Consider the following 16,178-nt stretch of genomic DNA (forward strand, 5'->3'; position numbering starts at 1 on the left):
CCAGACGTTGGCCGCTGCCTGAAAGACGTTCAAGGCGTCCGGAGTCCGACACCGAAAATGCAATCTGCCCGCGATCGCCTCGACGCCGTCCTTTCACGCCTCGCCGCGCGTGCGGACGATCAACGCGTTTTCGTAAAGCTCTATGCCGAAGCAGCACGGGCTGCGGCGGATGCCGCTGACGCTCGCCACAGGGCCGGCGTGACGATCGGTCCGCTCGACGGAACGATCGTCTCGATCAAGGATCTGCTCGATGTCGCCGGTGAGGCGACCACGGCCGGTTCGCTGATGCTCAGGAACGCCGCTCCTGCTCGGTGCGACGCCGCCATCGTCAGCCGGTTGCGGCAGGCCGGCGCGGTTATCATCGGCAAAACCAACATGACCGAATTCGCCTTCACCGCGATCGGCGACAACCAGCACTATGGCACGCCCGGCAATGCGGCCGATGCCAGCCTGATCCCCGGCGGCTCATCCTCCGGTGCCGGCGTTTCGGTCGGCGAGGGCACGTGCGACATTGCCATCGGCTCCGACACAGGCGGTTCGGTGCGCATTCCGGCATCGCTCAACGGCGTCGTCGGCTTCAAGCCTACGGCGCGGCGCGTGCCATTGACCGGTGCATATCCATTGTCCGCGACTCTGGATTCGATCGGGCCGCTGGCGCAGAGTGTCGCTGCCTGTGCGCTCGCCGACGCGGCGATGTCGGGCGAGGACCTGCCGCCATTGCACCTGTCGCTACCGCTTGCCGGGCTTCGCGTCGGCATCCCGCACGGCCTGCTTTTCGAAGATGCCGAAGGTGAGATCAATGCCGCGTTCGATCGCAGCCTCGCCAAGATCGAGCAGACAGGCGCGCGCCTGACGGACCTGTCGATCGACGACCTGCTTGCCGATCTGCGTGCCGCGACCAGACGCGGCTCGATCGCCGCCATGGAAGGGGCCGAGATCCATGCCGACTGGCTGGCGACAGGGGCATCGGCGCCGGTCGACCCTTGGGTCAGCGGGCCCTTGTCGCGGGCCGCCGCGATACCGGCCCCGGTTTACATCAGGGCAATGCGCCGTCGCGCAGCACTCTGCGTCGCCATGGACGAGCGGCTGGCGTCGGTCGATGTCGTGGCGCTGCCGACCACGCCGGTGACGGCGCCGACCATCGCTTCGATGGCTGATGCCGATCTGCGCGAACGCATCGAAGGCCTGCTGCTGCGCAACACGCAGGTCGCCAACCAGTTCGACCTCTGCGCGATATCATTGCCGATGCCGGGGACCGCGCGGCCAGCCGGGCTGATGCTGGTGGCGCGCAACGGCCATGACCGTCACCTCCTGCGGATTGCTGCGGGAATCGAAGCGCTGCTTGGCCTTTGAGGCGCTCAGACGTCAGCCGGAAAGCGCCGACGGTAGTGCTCGACCACTTCGGGATTGCGCAGGTTGACGGGCAATTTGTTGGCCAGCACCAGCAAGGTCTCGGCCGCCGCGCCGACACCCATGCGCATCATCGATTGCTCGGTGATCCCCGCCATGTGCGGGGTGACGATGACATTGTCGAAGCTGAAATAGGGATGATTGGGCGGCAGCGGCTGCGTCGCAAAGACGTCGAGCGCGGCGCCGCCAATGCGGCCTTTTTTCAGCGCTTCGATCAGCGCATCGTCGTCGATCACCGGCCCGCGCGAGATGTTGACCAGAAGCGCATCCGGCTTCATCCGGCCGATGCGCTCGCGGCTGATCAGGCCGCGCGTCTCCGGTGTCAGCGGACAGCACAGAACGATGATGTCGCTCTGTTCGATCAGCGCATCGATGGACCGGAAACCGACCCTGTCAGGCGCCGGCCGCATGCTGCGTGTCGTCGCCACTACGTTCAGGTCGAAACCATGTGCCGCGATATGGCCGACCGCCTCGCCGATGGCGCCGAGGCCGACAATGCCGATCGTCTTGCCGGCGAGTTCGCTGGCCACCACAGTGTGCTCGCGACCTGCCAGCCAGCCCTTCGCCCGCAAGTCGCGATCCAGCACGCGGAACCGTCGAAGCAGCGCCAGGGCAGCGAACATCACATATTCGGCGACGGACCGCGCATTCACTCCCGGCACGTTCGCCACCAGCACGCCGGCGGCAGCGGCCGCTTCCATCGGGACCATGTCGAGGCCGGCTCCGTGGCGGATCGCGGCCCTGAGCTTGTTCGCCCCTTCGAAGAGCGCTGCTGGCAGCGGGGCGCGAACGATGATGACATCGACATCCCGCGCCTCGGCGGCCAGCGTGGCGGCGTCGAGGGCGGAGGCGACAACGAGGTCACCGGCACCGGTCAGCATGGCGGAAGCGTGCGGGTGCAGCGTATGCGTCGACAGAATCCTGGGCATGTCAGACCTGTTCCAGCGCCGGGCTCTGAGGTTCCATCCCGTCGCCTTCGATCAGGCCCTTCCAGTAGCTTTCCGCGCCTTGCAGATGGGCGCTCATCAGCGCTTGGGCGAGATTGCCGTCGCGGCGCAGCAGCGCCTCGTAGATCTGGATGTGTTCGGCATGCGAGCGCCTGCCGCGTTCGGGGTCGTTGAAATAGATCGGCAGGCGCTGCTCGCCCATCAGATAGTAGACGCTGCAGATATTGTGGAAGACGCCGTTCTTGGTTGCCCGCACGATCTCGAGGTGAAACTCGCGGTCTTCCCTGGCAAGGCCTTCGCCCGCCGCGATGCGCGCCTCCGAAGCCTTCAGAATCTCGCGCAGCCGCTCGAAATTCTCCTCGGTGGCGCGCGAACAGGCCAACTCCGCCGCCTTGATCTCGTGGATCTTGCGCAATTCGACCGTCTCATAGATCCGGACCGGATCGAGCGGCAGGCCTGCACGTGCGAACAGTGCCAGCGCTTCGACGCTGGCCTGCTTGGTGTCGACATAGATGCCGGATTTAGCGCGGCGCTCGACGATGCGCATGGCTTCGAGAATGGCCAGCGCCTCGCGGATCTGGCCGCGGCTGACGGCGAAATGCTCGGCCAGCTCACGCTCCGACGGCGTCCGGCCCGTTTCCTTGTCGGAATGGGAGAACAGATAAGCGGCGAGCTCGGCCAGAAGGTTCTTTTCTTTCATCGTCAATTGCGTTGCGCGTGCGCCTCCAGGAACCGTTCCGAAATGGTGAATCCCAGTCCGGGTTTCTCGGGGATCGCTATCATACCGTCCTTTGCTTCGACAGTCTCCTCAATCAGGTCGTGGATCATCGGGTTGGCGCCGAGCGAATATTCCACGGTGAAGCTCGCCGGAGAGGCGGCGCAGACATGGAGCCCGGCAAAGAAGCAAGGTGCGCCGGCCCACAGATGCGGCGCGAAGCGCAGATTGAAGGCGCTGGCGATGGTGCCGATCTTCATCGCCTCGCTGATGCCGCCGCAGAAGGCGGGGTCCGGCTGGAAGATGTCGGCCGCCTTGAGCGAGGCGAGGTCGCGGAACGCGTAGCGCGTCGCTTCGCTTTCGCCGGTGGCGATCGGGATGGAGCCGGAGGCCCGCACCTCGGCCATTCCCGGCTTGTCGTCGGCGATGACGGGTTCCTCGAACCAGGCCAGGTCGAGATCGCCGGCGAGATGGATGAAGCGTTTGGCTTCCGCCACCGTATAGGTGCCATGCGCGTCGACCATCAGGTCGACTTCGGGGCCAAGCGCCTGTCTTGCGGCGCGGACGCGGGCAGCGGAAATGTGCGGAGCGCCGTCCATGGCGCCGATCCGCATCTTCAGCGCCTTGAAGCCGCCCCTGGCGATGTAGGACTTCATTTGGTCGCCGATCGCCTCGCTGGAGGCCCAGCCGCCGGAAGCGTAGGCCGGCATGCGGTCAAGCTTGCGGCCGCCCAGCAGCCGCCAGACCGGGACCCCAAGCGATTTGCCCAGAATGTCCCACAGCGCGATGTCGACGGCGCTGATGGCGGCGACGCTGACGCCGCGCCGTGCCAGTTGCGGCATGGCGTGGCCAGCACGTGCGGCCGTGTCGTGGCGCACGCCGTTGTAGAGCATTTCCCAGATGATACCGATGTCGGCCGGGTCGCAGCCGATCAGTTGCGGGCCGACCTCGTGGTTCAGCATATGGACGAGGGCGCCATAGCTGCCGGCGCTGCCGGCGGCATTCTTGCCTTCGCCCCAGCCGACCAGCCCGTCGTCGGTCTCGACGCGCAGAATGGCGGCGTCGAACGTCGTCACCTGACCGAAGTCGCTGCGGTGCTGCTTCGCGGCTTCGATCGGTATGCGGACCCACCAGGCTTGGACCGTCTTGATGCGCATGTTCATCCCCGGCCCTGCCGCCAGTGGGCGGAAGGGCTCATTCCCAGTCGGATCGGCTACTTGATCAGCGGCAGCAGCGTTTCGGCGGTGATGCGCATCTGGTCGGTGTAGAATTTCTCCGTCAGCACGCTGGAGCCGTGATCCTGGATGAACTTCAGCTGCTCGGGCGAAATGTCGACCGGGTGGCGCTCGACCATGTCGGGATAGGGTGCGGCGGGCGTGCGGTCGACCGGGGCGACGAACTCATTGGTCAGCGCGCCGTCATAGCCGACCTCCTTCAGCGTCGCGACGATCTTCGGCCAGTCGATCTGGCCGAGACCGGCGGCGAAGCGGTTGTTGTCGGCGACGTGAAAGTCGAACAGGCGTTTTCCCACCTGGCGGATCGCGTCATAGACGTTAAATTCTTCCATGTGGATGTGGTAGGCGTCGAGGCAGACGCCGCATTCGGGGCTGACCGCGTCGGCCAGCGCCAGCGCCTGGGCACCGCGGTTGAACAGATAGGTCTCGAAGCGGTTGAGTGGCTCGACCGCGATCTTGACGCCGACCTTCTTGGCATGGGTGAAGCATTCCCTGGTGGCGTCGACCACCCATTTCCACTCTTCCTCCTCGGTGCCGTCTGGCACCACCTTGCCGACGGTCGCGGGAACCAGCGTGATGATCTCGCCATCGAGTTCGCTGATCATGGTCAGCACGTCCTTGACATACTGCACCGAGCGTTCGCGCTGGCCCTGGTCCTTGGCGGCGAGGTTGCGCTCGCCCAGCATCAGCGTGACCGCGCCCCAGCAGCGGATGCCATGCTCCTTCAAGCGCGCGCGCGTCTCCTTGGTCTTGTACTGCTCGGGTTCGCCCGAAATCTCGATCGACTCGTAGCCGAATTTCTTGATGCGCTTGAGCGTCGTCTCCAACGGTTCCGCCCGCATCCAGTTGTGCGTCGAAAGATGCATGGTCTATCCTTCCCGGAATTCGCCTGTCACGTTTCCCACAGCGCCCTCCAGCGAGGCTCGCCGCCTGATTCCTCCCCAGGGACGCTCCAGTGTTTTTTCGACGAACTGGTTCGACCAATTGGGCCTGATGGCAGGTCTACATCAAATTCCCATGGACGGCAAGAAGTCGCGCACTGCAACTCGCTGTGCCGATTACTCGATTGAATAGATTAACATATTTTCGTATCTTGTGATAACCGGCGGCTCTTCGGCGGCATGTGCCGCCGCTTGACCATTCGGCCATATTTGGTAATACCAGAATCGCGACACAAACAAGTGTCTTCGGGAAAACACCAAACGGGCTGGCCTCGCTTCCAATCGGCGCTATGCTTGGTCATGCAAACAACGAGGGAGGATGCCGATGCCATTGACCATGAAGGGTCCAGGTCTGTTTCTGGCGCAGTTCGCGGGCGATGCCGCACCGTTCAATTCACTTCCCTCGATCACCAAATGGGCTGCCGGCCTCGGCTACAAGGGTGTGCAGATCCCGACCTGGGACAGCCGGCTGTTCGACCTCAAGAAGGCGGCGGCGTCCAAAACCTATTGCGACGAGGTGAAGGGCATCTGTGCCGATGCCGGCGTCGAGATCACCGAACTGTCGACGCATCTGCAGGGACAGTTGGTGGCGGTGCATCCGGCCTATGACGCGCAATTCGACGGCTTCGCGCCGCCCGACGTGCATAATAACCCGAAGGCCAGGCAGAAGTGGGCGGTCGAGCAGATGAAGTTCGGCGCCAAGGCATCGAAGAACCTGGGCCTGAAGGCTTCGGTGTCGTTTTGCGGAGCGTTGGCTTTCCCTTACCTCTATCCGTGGCCGCAACGCCCTGCCGGACTGATCGAGGAAGCGTTCGCCGAACTGGGAAAGCGCTGGAAGCCGATCCTCGACGTCTATGAGGACAATGGCGTCGATCTTGGCTACGAAATTCATCCGGGCGAGGACGTGTTCGACGGCGCGACCTTCGAGATGTTCCTCGATGCGGTGGGCGGCCACAAGCGCTGCAACATCAACTACGATCCGTCGCATTTCCTGCTGCAGCAGCTCGACTACCTCGAATTCATCGACATCTATCACGAGCGGATCAAGGCGTTCCACGTCAAGGATGCCGAATTCAACCCGACCGGCCGGCAAGGCGTCTATTCCGGCTACCAGAGCTGGACCAACCGGGCCGGGCGTTTCCGCTCGCTCGGCGACGGGCAGGTGGATTTCGGCGGCATCTTCTCCAAGCTTGCCCAGTACGACTACGATTCATGGGCGGTGCTGGAATGGGAATGCTGCCTGAAGCATCCCGAGGACGGAGCGGCCGAGGGCGCTCCCTTCATCCAGCATCACATCATCAGGGTGACGGAAAAGGCATTCGACGATTTTGCCGGCGGCGCGACCGACAAGAAGATGCTGCGCGCCATGATGGGGATTTAACGCGGTTTCCCCTCCCCTTGAGGGAGGTAAGCAACGACGAGGGAGAAAAGTATGGTCGGCGCATCGAAGTCGGAAACGGGGGGCGGCCCGATCCGCTATGGCATGGTCGGCGGGGGGCAGGGCGCCTTCATCGGCGCCGTGCACCGGATCGCGGCGCGGATGGACAATGATTTCGTGCTGGTCGCCGGCGCGCTGTCGTCGGATCCAGAGCGCGCGAAGGCATCGGCCGCCGAACTCGGACTCGACCCCGCGCGCAGCTACGGCTCCTTCGCCGAGATGGCCAAGGCCGAGGCCAAGCGGCCCGACGGCATCGAGGCGGTGGCCATCGTCACTCCCAATAATGTGCATGTGCCGGCGGCGAAGGCCTTTCTCGAAGCCGGCGTCCACGTCATCTGCGACAAGCCGCTGGCAACGACATTGGCGGAAGCAAAGAAGCTGGCCGCCCTGGTTGAGAAGACCGGCAAGGTGTTCGTGCTGACGCACAATTACACCGCTTATCCCATGGTGCGGCAGGCGCGCGAGATGGTGGCGAAGGGCCAGCTCGGCGACATCCGCATCGTGCAGTCGGAATATCCGCAGGACTGGCTTACCGAAGACCTCGCCGCTACCGGCCAGAAGCAGGCGTCCTGGCGCTCCGACCCCAAGCAGGCAGGTGCGGGCGGTGCGCTGGGTGACATCGGCACGCATGCCTACAATCTGGCGCGGTTCGTCTCCGGGCTGGAGCTTGACGCGCTGTCGGCGGATCTCGACGCCTTCGTGCCGGGGCGGCAGCTCGACGACAATGTCAATGTGATGCTGCGCTTCAAGCCGGTCGGCAAGACGCATCCGGCCAAGGGCATGTTGTGGGCGAGCCAGGTGGCGCCCGGCCATGAGAACGGGCTGAAGCTGCGCATCTACGGCACGAAGGGCGGGCTGGAATGGGTGCAGGCCGATCCGAACTATCTCTGGTACACGCCGTTCGGTCAGCCGAAGCAGTTGCTCACGCGAAATGGCGCAGGCGCGCTGCCGGTCGCCGGACGTGTCAGCCGCGTGCCCTCAGGCCATCCCGAAGGCTATCTCGAAGGCTTCGCCAACATATACCAGGAAGCGGCCCGCGCCATCCGCGCGGCGCGCAGGAAGGGCGGCAAGCCGGCAAAGGATGTCGTCTTTCCGACCATCCAGGACGGCGTCGAAGGCATGGCCTTCATCGAGGCCTGCGTGAAGTCGTCGAAGAAGAATGGAGCGTGGACCAAGCTGTAACTTCGGCTTCTCCGGGAATTCAAGGGGGAGGAATGTCGATGAAAATCGGCATGTGCATGTTCTTATGGACGACCAGCGTCTCGAAGAAACACGAGAAACTGCTGCGCGACATCAAGGCGACCGGTTTTGACGGAGTCGAGATACCGGTGTTCTCAGGTACGCCTGACGACTACCGCAAGCTCGGTGACTTGCTCGACCGCATCGGACTGGAGCGCACGGCGGTCTCGGCCATGGGCGATCCCTCGATGAACCTGATCGCGCCGGATGCCGCGACGCGCAAGGCCGGCATCGACTATATGAAATGGGCGATCGACTCCGCCCAGGCGCTTGGCGCGAGCACGTTGAGCGGCCCGCTGCATTCGACGCTGGGCGCTTTCTCCGGCACCGGGCCGACGACGGCCGAGAAAAAACGCTCGGTCGCCTCGCAGCGCGCCATCGGCGATCATGCCGGCAAGAGGGATGTCACCATCGGGCTGGAGGCGCTCAACCGCTTCGAATGCTATCTCTTCAACACGATGGATGATTTGTCGGCGCATATCGACGCCATCGACCGGCCGCACATCAAGGCGATGTACGACACCTTCCATGCCAATATCGAGGAGGCCGATCCGGTCGGCGCCTATACGCGCAACCGGAGAAACATCGTCCACATCCACATCTCGGAGAACGATCGCGGTGTGCCCGGTCGCGGCAACATCCCGTGGCACGAGACGTTTTCGGCCATCCGCAAGAGCGGCTATGACGACTGGCTGACGATCGAGGCCTTCGGCCGCTCGCTGAAAGATCTGGCGGCGGCCACCAAGGTGTGGCGCGATTTTTCGGAAAACCCGGAAGCCGTTTATCGGGAGGGCTACTGGCATATCAAGAACGGCTGGAAGAAGGCGGGTGCGCGGGACGCAGCAAAGCCTTCCTCTCAGGCGATCTGAGCTGGCGGCAACAGGCGAGCGGGCCGCTCATCGCTGCCGTTTCCGACGTCCCCCATCAGTTTGCGGCGGAGATAGCTGGAGATGTTGTCAAAGATAAAGACGACAAGCAGGATCAACAGAACCATGTAGAAAACATTGGCCCAGTTGGTGTTGGTGCGCATGGCTTCCCACAATTTCAGACCGATGCCGCCGGCGCCGACAGCTCCTATGATCGTCGCTGAGCGGGTGTTCGATTCCCAGAAATAGAGGGATTGGCTGAGGAATACCGGCAGAACCTGGGGCAACACGCCGTAGCGTTGCACTATTGCCGGCGCGGCGCCAACCGAGCGGATGCCCTCGCGCTGCTTGTCGTCAATGTTCTCCAGCGCTTCGGAATAGAGTTTGCCCAGGGTTCCGGTGTCGGTGAAGAAGATCGCCGAGATGCCGGCCAGCGGCCCCGGACCGAAGCCGCGCGTGAAGAACAGCGCCCAGATCAGCATGTCGACAGACCGCTGGAAATCGAAGAAGCGTTTTGTTGCCTGGTTGGCTATCCGGCTCGGCGTGATGTTGCGGGCAGCCAGGAAGGCGAGCGGAAAGGCGACGATCGAGGCCAGCACCGTGCCGACAAAAGCCATGACGATGGTTTGCAAAAGTTTCAGCCAGACGTCGCCGTGCTGCCACTCGGCGTTGTTGAGGACGTTGTCCCAGGCAAGCGCTGCGTTTGACCGGGACGGATCGATGCGTGCCCCTGAGACGATCAATGAAGCGACCTCGCCGAACGGCTTTCCCCAGAATGGCGAATTCGTATCAAAGACAAAATTGGCCCAGCCGAAGAAACGCCTCCAGGCGACCACTTCGTCGTTTTGCACCTCAGCGCGACCGAGAAATCCGAACGAGACATAGGCTGTCGAGCCGGGCTTGCGTTGCTCGATCCAGTCAGGCAGCGGTGTGCGCGGCGTGACAGAATTGTCCTTGACGATGTCGAAGATGACGCTTTCGGCGCCGCGCGTCACAGTAACAAGGTTTGGCGTGATGGCGATCCGGCCATTGCCAAAGGCGACGGCGGCCGCCACCACAGCGTTTTCGCGCACCGTTTCAGGCGCAGCCGGAACCGATTGGCCCGATAGGGCGGCTGGGCTCTCGGCGGTTGGCGCACCAGGCGCCATGAACGAATCCTGCGACGACTTGTTGGTCGCGATCGCCGGTGCTGGCGCTGCCTCGACCCGCCGCTCGATCACGGCCATCTCCTTGGTCACCCAGTCGGGATTTGGATTGGATCCCAGTTTGGAGAAGCGGGAGTAGTCGATCGTCAGATAATTGTCTTTGAATTCGATGTCGGGCCGGATTTCGTAAGATACCCAGTCGGCGAGATACGCGCTGGCAAGGTTCCAGTTCGCCTTTCCGAGAACGATGGCGATTGAGAAGAACCACGAGCAATAGAAGGTGTAGAGAATGCAAAGAAGGATGCCGATCGGGGCGGCGTAGCGCTTCCACAGGGATCGCCGGAACGCGTCCGGATGGCGAGCGGCGATGTCGTTGATGGCGTCGGCGTTCATTGCGTTACTCTCCGCGCCCATATGCGAACGCCTGTCGGCCGACAAGACGATGTCTTAGCCATGCCGAAAACTGGTCGACGGCGACAATCGTGCAGAACAGCAGAAAGACGATGGCAATGGTCTTGGCCTCATGGCCCCGGCCGATCGAAAGACGCAGGGATTCGCCGATGCCGCCGGCGCCGACGGCGCCGAGAATGGTCGAAGCGCGCACATTGATTTCGAAGCGGAGCAGGAAATAGCTCATGAAGTTGGGCAGAACCTGCGGCACGATGCCGAACCACACCCGTTCGACCCAGTTGGCGCCAACGGCTCGCAAGCCTTCTTCAGGCTTCATGTCGGCATTCTCGACCACTTCGAAGAACATTTTTCCGAGCGCGCCGACGGTGTGGATGCTGACCGCGAGGATCGCCGGAATCGGTCCAAGCGAGAAGATCGCCAGAAAGAAGCCGGCAATGACAATTTCCGGAAAGGCGCGGACAATTTCAAGGAAGCGGCGCGTGGCGAAACGGATCCAGCGGCTGGCCGTGATATTGCCTGCGGCGAGAAAGCAGAGCAGGAAACCAAATGTGGAGCCCACGAGCGTCGAGAACAGGGCGATGTTCAGCGTCTCGATCATCCGGTAGAAATACTCCGGAATGTAGATGCTCTGGGTCAGGTAGACCCGGCCTTCGGGGTAGTCGAATTTGAGGCTGCCATCGTCATAGGGGGACGACAGGTCCAACAGCGCGCGCACCGGGTCGAACCAGTCGCGCGGCTTCAATTCGGTGAAAAAGTCGGCGACGTAGGGAAGGCGGTCGAAGAACTTTCCGGCGTTGGTTTCGTTGGCGAACCAGAGCGAGCCAGAGAGTGCAAGAAACAGGAAAACCAGGCCCCCGATCGTGTAAAGGCGCCGGCGGGCGGCGAGGTCGCGCCAGTGCCGCTCGACCGCGGCTCCCTCCGGTGAAAGCGCAGGCGCGCGGTAAACTTCGGTCGCACTCATCGATAGATCCCCGGCCCATGACGCGGCAACGCCGCCGGCGGCACATGGCCCCGGCGGCGTTGTGCGTTAGTGCGCATCGCGATGCGCACTAAGTCTTTGTTTATGCATGTCGTTATTCCAAAACCGCTGCGCACTTTTGGGCGACATGCATTAGGCTTACGAGCCGATCTTCGCCTTACGGGCGTCGATGATCGGCTGATAGAATTCCGGGGTAACCGGCGAATAGCCCTTATAATCGCCGCCTTGTACTGCCGAGAAACAGGCCGGATCGGTTTGCGGGAGCTTGGTAAGGAAATCGGTGATCTTCTGCTTGGTGTCGGCGTCGATCGACGTACGCACAACCAGCGGGCCGTTCGGGATCAGCGGCGACTGCCACAATTCGACAAGGTCATCCATCTTGAGGACGCCCTTGTCGACCATCTTGCGCAGATTGCCCGAGCTGTAGCCGTCCTTGAAGTCGCCCACGCCGGAGGCCCAGGTGGTGCCGGCATCGAAGGTGCCCTTCAGGACTTCAAGGACAAGCTGTTCGTGGCCGCCACCGAAACCGGTCGACGCGAAATAGCTCTTCACATCCATGCCGATGTCCTTGGGCAGTGAAGTGACGGGGATCAGATAACCAGAAGTCGAATCGGGATCGGCGAAACCGAGTTTCTTGCCCTTCATGTCGGCGAGCGTCTTGATGCCGGAATCAGCACGGGCGACCATGACCGCACGGTAGCCAGTCGAGCCGTCGGTCTGGATCGTCGTAAGGATCGGTTGAACCGCGTCCTTGTTTTCGAGATAGACCTTGGCGTAGGCGGAAGCGCCCAGTTCGGCAAAGTCAAGCGTGCCGCCGAGCAGGCCCTGGATGACGCCGTCATAGTCGGCGGCCGGGAACAGCGAAACTTTCTCGACGCCGAGGACTTCCTTGATGTGGTCGGCAAAGCACTGATAGTTGCGCAGACGGTCGGCTTCATTCTCGCCGCCCAGAATGCCGACGCGGAATTCCTTCAGGTCCTGTGCCTGGACCGCGCCCATCGCCATGGCGACGATGGAAACGGCGCTGAAAAGTATCTTCCTAAACATCTCGTGTCTCTCCTGTTGGTTCCGGCCTCGCGCCGGTAGCGTTCGAATTTGACAGCGTCCTTGACGTGGGCTGGCGATTCCGGCGTTCTTTTTCAGGATCTTTCCGTATACCGGTATCCACTTGTCGGGGTCATGGACTAGTACCCGGGAAACGCTGGTTCGAGCGGTCCGGCGGATGCGGCGATTTTCTGCTTGACGGCTACGCTGGTCGAGGTGATGGCCTCGGAGATTTCGCCGCCATTGCTGTCGGCGCCGTAGACCATGCGCACCGCCTCGCGGTTGAGATCTTCGGGCTGGCCGTCGAACACGACCTTGCCGGCCGCCATGCCGATGATGCGGTTGCAATAGGTGCGGGCGGTATCCAGCGTGTGCAGATTGGTGACGACGGTGATGCCCTCGCGCAGATTGATGTCCTGCAGCGAATCCATCACCACCTTGGCGTTGAGCGGGTCGAGCGAGGCGATCGGCTCGTCGGCAAGGATCACCTTCGGCTGCTGCATCAAGGCGCGGGCAATCGCGACGCGCTGCTGCTGGCCGCCGGACAAGGTGCCGGCCGGCTGCAGCGCCGTGCGGGCGATGTCGAGACGCTCGAGCGCCGCTATTGCCTCGGCTCGTTCCTCGCGGGAGAAGACGCCGAGCAGGTTGGCCAGGGTCGAGCGGTGATTGAGCCGGCCGAGCAGCACATTGGTCAGCACGTCGAGGCGCGGCACCAGGTTGAACTGCTGGAAGATCATGGCGCAGTCGCGCTGCCAGCGTCGGAGCGGCGAGCCGCGTAGCCGGGATACCTCGGCGCCGTCAAAAAAAATCGACCCTTGGCTCGGATCGATGAGGCGGTTGATCATGCGCAAAAGGGTCGATTTGCCGGCGCCGGAACGACCGATGATGCCGACCATCTGGCCGTGCGGGATCGAGATGTCGACATTGCTGACAGCGGTGTTCTTGCCGAACCGGCGCGTGACGCCGCGAATTTCGAGCGTTGCTGACATGGGGTAAGCTCCAGTCCAGTCGCGTTGAAGGTCTGTTAACCCTCGCTAGCGCAACGGCATGAACCTGCGGTGTCGGATTGATGTCAGTTTTGTTACCGCCCACAGGCGCGTCGAGCGGGAAGGCGAGTTCACCCAAACCGCTGCCGTCCGGGCGGCATGCATGGGATCAGCCGAGGACCAGCAGTTCCGCGAAATGCTCCATGTCCCTGAAGCTGCAGAAGGCGGGCGGCCGCAGTTCGATCACCGGAGCCTGCCGGGCAAACAGCGAGAGGCAATCGTCGAACAGATCCTGCCATTCGGACGCCCTTTCGTCCGCCAGACGCCGGATCTGGTAGGCGAAAGTGATGTGGAAGACGTAGGTATCGTGGTCGGGATGCCGGTATCCGAACGGCGCCGACAAGGCGTCGCGCCAGGCGCGCATGACACGCACGTCCTCATCGGTCGCGCCGGCAACGGTCAAGCCGGTCGGCACGACATCGACGACCTTGATCTTGAAGGCGCCGCAGCCTTCGAAGCCGTTCAAGCGTTCCCGATAGAGGCGGGTCATGTCGTCGATGCCGGTGTCGAGAGGCACATCCCCAGGCCAATAGGGAGGCCGGCGGCGGTATTCGATGATGCCCTGGAACAGCGTCATGTGCAGGCTGGAGACGGGCGTGAAGGCCAGCCGGTCGGCATCGGGCATGGCGCGCATCCGCTCACGCACCTCGACCACCACTGCCTCGGACGGCGAGCCGTTGACGAGATGGCAGACGACCGTGTTGCCGGGCTCGTTGAGAAAATTGCCAGAGGTGTCGTAACGCCTGCCGAGATGCAGCGGAGGGTTTGGGTTCGAGCCGGCAAAGAATCCGGTAAGCGAAGGTTTGACTGAAACAGGCATTGCGATCTCCAGAGGAAAGACCGCGTCCTGTCCGAGTCATATGTCAGGGATATGGAAACCGTGCCAAGAAGTAGAATATCAAAGGCAGGCTTCGCCAAGCGGTTCTGCCGGGGTTTGCACATCATCAAGATTGAAATAAAGATTCAAACTCGTATCAAAGAGAGGCTTCCCAATTGCTACGTTGGCGCCAGTGGTTGCGGCTGTATGCTGCAGGGGTAGTCGCTGCGATAAGTTTCACAGTGGCCCTGGTTTTGATTTCCGTATATCGGGTCGGTAGCTTGAACCATCCAATATCGGGATACTTGTACAATTATGGAAATGGGCGCGACGCGGCCATTATTCTAATGATTATTATTTTTTTAATCGCGCTGGTTACGATAAATTTTGCAAACAAGGTTGAGGAAAAAACCAAATCGCTTGTAGATATTGGTTATGACAAAAAATTTATAGAACTTGTCAGGTCAAGTCAGACTGGTGTTACTATTCTTATCACGTTAGGATTTCTTTCTATTATTTTGGACATTTGCCTGAGCGGCTGACTTTTTCGGGGCGTCAACCCCCATGCTTCTCCAAAAACTGATTGGCCGACAGTTCCCGAAAATCGTCGAGCGCGGCGCGCAGCCGGGCGTGATCCCAGTCCCACCAGGCCAGCGCCTGATAGCGCTCCGCCGTGCGGCGGTCGAAACGCTCGCGGATCGGTCTGGCCGGCACGCCGCCGACGATGGTGTAAGGAGCGACATCCCTGGATACGACCGCGCCGGCGCCGACGGCGGCGCCATCGCCGACGGTGACCCCGGGCAGGATGGTCGAGCCGTGGCCAAGCCAGGTGTCGTGGCCGATGGTGACGCGTTTGGCGCGACGCTCAGCAAAGAATTCGCTCTCGTGCTCGGCGTCGTCCCAATAGTCCGAGGCGCGGTAGGTGAAATGGTGCAGCGTCGGCCGCCAGGTCGGGTGGTTGGTGGCGTTGATGCGCACGGCGGCGGCGATATTGGAAAACTTGCCGATCGTCGCGCACCAGACGGCGCAGTCCTGCATCATGTAGGAATAGTCGCCTAGCGTGCTTTCCGAAACCCGGCTGCGGTCGGCAATCTCGGTCCAGCGGCCGAGCGTCGAATTCTCGACTTGCGCCGTCTCATGGACCAGCGGCGCCTCCGACAGCTTCTTGCTCATGCGGCAATTTTCCCGGCGGCGAAGGCGGTCACGTCGATGATGCGATCGGCCACCGCCTCGCGCACATCGTGATCGTGGAAGATGCCAAGCAAGGCGACGCCCGCCGCCTTCTTGGCGGCGATCAGCGCAATCACCACGTCGCGGTTCCTGGCGTCAAGCGAAGCGGTAGGCTCGTCAAGCAGCAGGATCGGGTGCTCGGTGATGAAGCCGCGCGCGATGTTGACGCGCTGCTGCTCGCCACCGGAAAACGTTGCCGGCGGCAGCGCCCAGAGCTTTTCCGGCAGGTTGAGCTCAGCCAGCAAGGCGCGGGCCTTGTCGCGCGCGACTTCGCGCTCCTCGCCGCGCTCGACCAAAGGCTCGGCGACGACATCGAGGGCGGAGACGCGCGGCACGGTGCGCAGGAACTGGCTGACATAGCCGATCGTTTGCCGGCGCACGGCAAGCACGGTGCGCGGGCTGGCTGTCGCGAGATCGATGAGCCCGTTCTCATGCTGGACGATGATCTGGCCTTCGTCGACGGCATAGTTGCCGTAGAGCATCTTCAGGATCGAGCTCTTGCCGGCGCCGGAGGGGCCGCCGAGCACGGCGCATTCTCCGGCCCGGATCGAAAACGAAACACCGGCGACAACAGGCAATTTGATACCGTCACGCAGATGCATGGTGAAGCTCTTGGCGACATCGGAGACGACGAGCGGGGTTGGCATCAGAAGGTCCTCCAATCGTCGTTCGTTTGCGGGCCAGCACCCCCCTCTGGCCTGCCGGCCATCTCCCC

General features: G+C 62.5%; 15 protein-coding genes. 4 read left to right on the forward strand and 11 right to left on the reverse strand.

The window, feature by feature from the left end; translation table 11 throughout:
* Positions 1–57 precede the first annotated feature (57 nt).
* The gene (locus MESS2_RS10650) at positions 58–1,353 is read left to right on the forward strand and encodes an amidase (RefSeq protein ID WP_008874214.1); all 1,296 of its coding nucleotides are present in this window, start codon (positions 58–60) and stop codon (positions 1,351–1,353) included.
* Positions 1,354–1,358: 5 nt separating this feature from the next.
* On the opposite strand, the gene MESS2_RS10655 is transcribed toward MESS2_RS10650, so the two are convergent.
* The 4 genes from MESS2_RS10655 to MESS2_RS10670 are packed head-to-tail and all read right to left on the reverse strand — an operon-like array spanning position 1,359 to position 5,173.
* Complete coding sequence (locus MESS2_RS10655) at positions 1,359–2,339, reverse strand: NAD(P)-dependent oxidoreductase (protein WP_008874215.1); 981 nt, start codon at positions 2,337–2,339, stop codon at positions 1,359–1,361.
* 1 nt (position 2,340) lies between these two features.
* Entirely contained in the window at positions 2,341–3,057 is a 717-nt protein-coding gene (locus tag MESS2_RS10660; protein WP_008874216.1) for a FadR/GntR family transcriptional regulator, read from the reverse strand.
* Between the two features lie 2 nt (positions 3,058–3,059).
* A complete protein-coding gene (locus MESS2_RS10665; protein WP_008874217.1) occupies positions 3,060–4,229 on the reverse strand; it encodes a mandelate racemase/muconate lactonizing enzyme family protein in 1,170 nt (389 codons plus the stop codon).
* A 56-nt stretch (positions 4,230–4,285) separates the two neighbouring features.
* Positions 4,286–5,173, reverse strand: a complete 888-nt coding sequence (locus MESS2_RS10670; RefSeq protein WP_008874218.1) for a sugar phosphate isomerase/epimerase family protein — start codon at positions 5,171–5,173, stop codon at positions 4,286–4,288.
* 400 nt (positions 5,174–5,573) lie between these two features.
* Here MESS2_RS10670 and MESS2_RS10675 point away from each other — a divergent pair, with 400 nt between their 5' ends.
* From MESS2_RS10675 to MESS2_RS10685, 3 genes are read left to right on the forward strand one after another with little or no spacing between them, the layout of a single operon-like run.
* Positions 5,574–6,629 carry a sugar phosphate isomerase/epimerase family protein gene (locus MESS2_RS10675; RefSeq protein ID WP_008874219.1) on the forward strand — a complete coding sequence of 352 codons (1,056 nt, stop codon included), beginning with the start codon at positions 5,574–5,576 and terminating at the stop codon, positions 6,627–6,629.
* Positions 6,630–6,680: 51 nt separating this feature from the next.
* On the forward strand, positions 6,681–7,868 hold the full coding sequence (locus MESS2_RS10680) for a Gfo/Idh/MocA family protein (protein ID WP_008874220.1): 1,188 nt from the start codon (positions 6,681–6,683) through the stop codon (positions 7,866–7,868).
* A gap of 38 nt (positions 7,869–7,906) precedes the next feature.
* The gene (locus MESS2_RS10685) at positions 7,907–8,794 is read left to right on the forward strand and encodes a sugar phosphate isomerase/epimerase family protein (protein WP_008874221.1); all 888 of its coding nucleotides are present in this window, start codon (positions 7,907–7,909) and stop codon (positions 8,792–8,794) included.
* On the opposite strand, the gene phnE (MESS2_RS10690) is transcribed toward MESS2_RS10685, so the two are convergent.
* The 7 genes from phnE (MESS2_RS10690) to phnL all read right to left on the reverse strand — a co-directional run bounded on the left by phnE (MESS2_RS10690) (position 8,782) and on the right by phnL (position 16,110).
* Complete coding sequence (phnE, locus tag MESS2_RS10690; protein ID WP_008874222.1) at positions 8,782–10,329, reverse strand: phosphonate ABC transporter, permease protein PhnE; 1,548 nt, start codon at positions 10,327–10,329, stop codon at positions 8,782–8,784. The two genes, MESS2_RS10685 and phnE (MESS2_RS10690), sit on opposite strands and share 13 nt — an antisense overlap.
* Before the next feature lie 4 nt (positions 10,330–10,333).
* The gene (gene phnE, locus MESS2_RS10695) at positions 10,334–11,308 is read right to left on the reverse strand and encodes a phosphonate ABC transporter, permease protein PhnE (protein ID WP_008874223.1); all 975 of its coding nucleotides are present in this window, start codon (positions 11,306–11,308) and stop codon (positions 10,334–10,336) included.
* Between the two features lie 156 nt (positions 11,309–11,464).
* The gene (gene phnD / locus MESS2_RS10700; RefSeq protein WP_008874224.1) at positions 11,465–12,373 is read right to left on the reverse strand and encodes a phosphonate ABC transporter substrate-binding protein; all 909 of its coding nucleotides are present in this window, start codon (positions 12,371–12,373) and stop codon (positions 11,465–11,467) included.
* 137 nt (positions 12,374–12,510) lie between these two features.
* Entirely contained in the window at positions 12,511–13,359 is an 849-nt protein-coding gene (gene phnC / locus MESS2_RS10705) for a phosphonate ABC transporter ATP-binding protein (RefSeq protein ID WP_008874225.1), read from the reverse strand.
* Positions 13,360–13,525: 166 nt separating this feature from the next.
* Positions 13,526–14,236 carry a DUF1868 domain-containing protein gene (locus tag MESS2_RS10710; protein WP_008874226.1) on the reverse strand — a complete coding sequence of 237 codons (711 nt, stop codon included), beginning with the start codon at positions 14,234–14,236 and terminating at the stop codon, positions 13,526–13,528.
* A gap of 552 nt (positions 14,237–14,788) precedes the next feature.
* On the reverse strand, positions 14,789–15,406 hold the full coding sequence (locus MESS2_RS10720) for a DapH/DapD/GlmU-related protein (protein ID WP_008874229.1): 618 nt from the start codon (positions 15,404–15,406) through the stop codon (positions 14,789–14,791).
* Positions 15,403–16,110 (reverse strand): phosphonate C-P lyase system protein PhnL, encoded by a 708-nt coding sequence (gene phnL / locus MESS2_RS10725; RefSeq protein ID WP_008874230.1) that lies wholly within the window; start codon positions 16,108–16,110, stop codon positions 15,403–15,405. The genes MESS2_RS10720 and phnL overlap by 4 nt, the downstream gene beginning before the upstream one ends.
* Positions 16,111–16,178 lie beyond the last annotated feature (68 nt).

It is taken from the genome of Mesorhizobium metallidurans STM 2683, assembly GCF_000350085.1.
GTDB lineage: Bacteria > Pseudomonadota > Alphaproteobacteria > Rhizobiales > Rhizobiaceae > Mesorhizobium > Mesorhizobium metallidurans.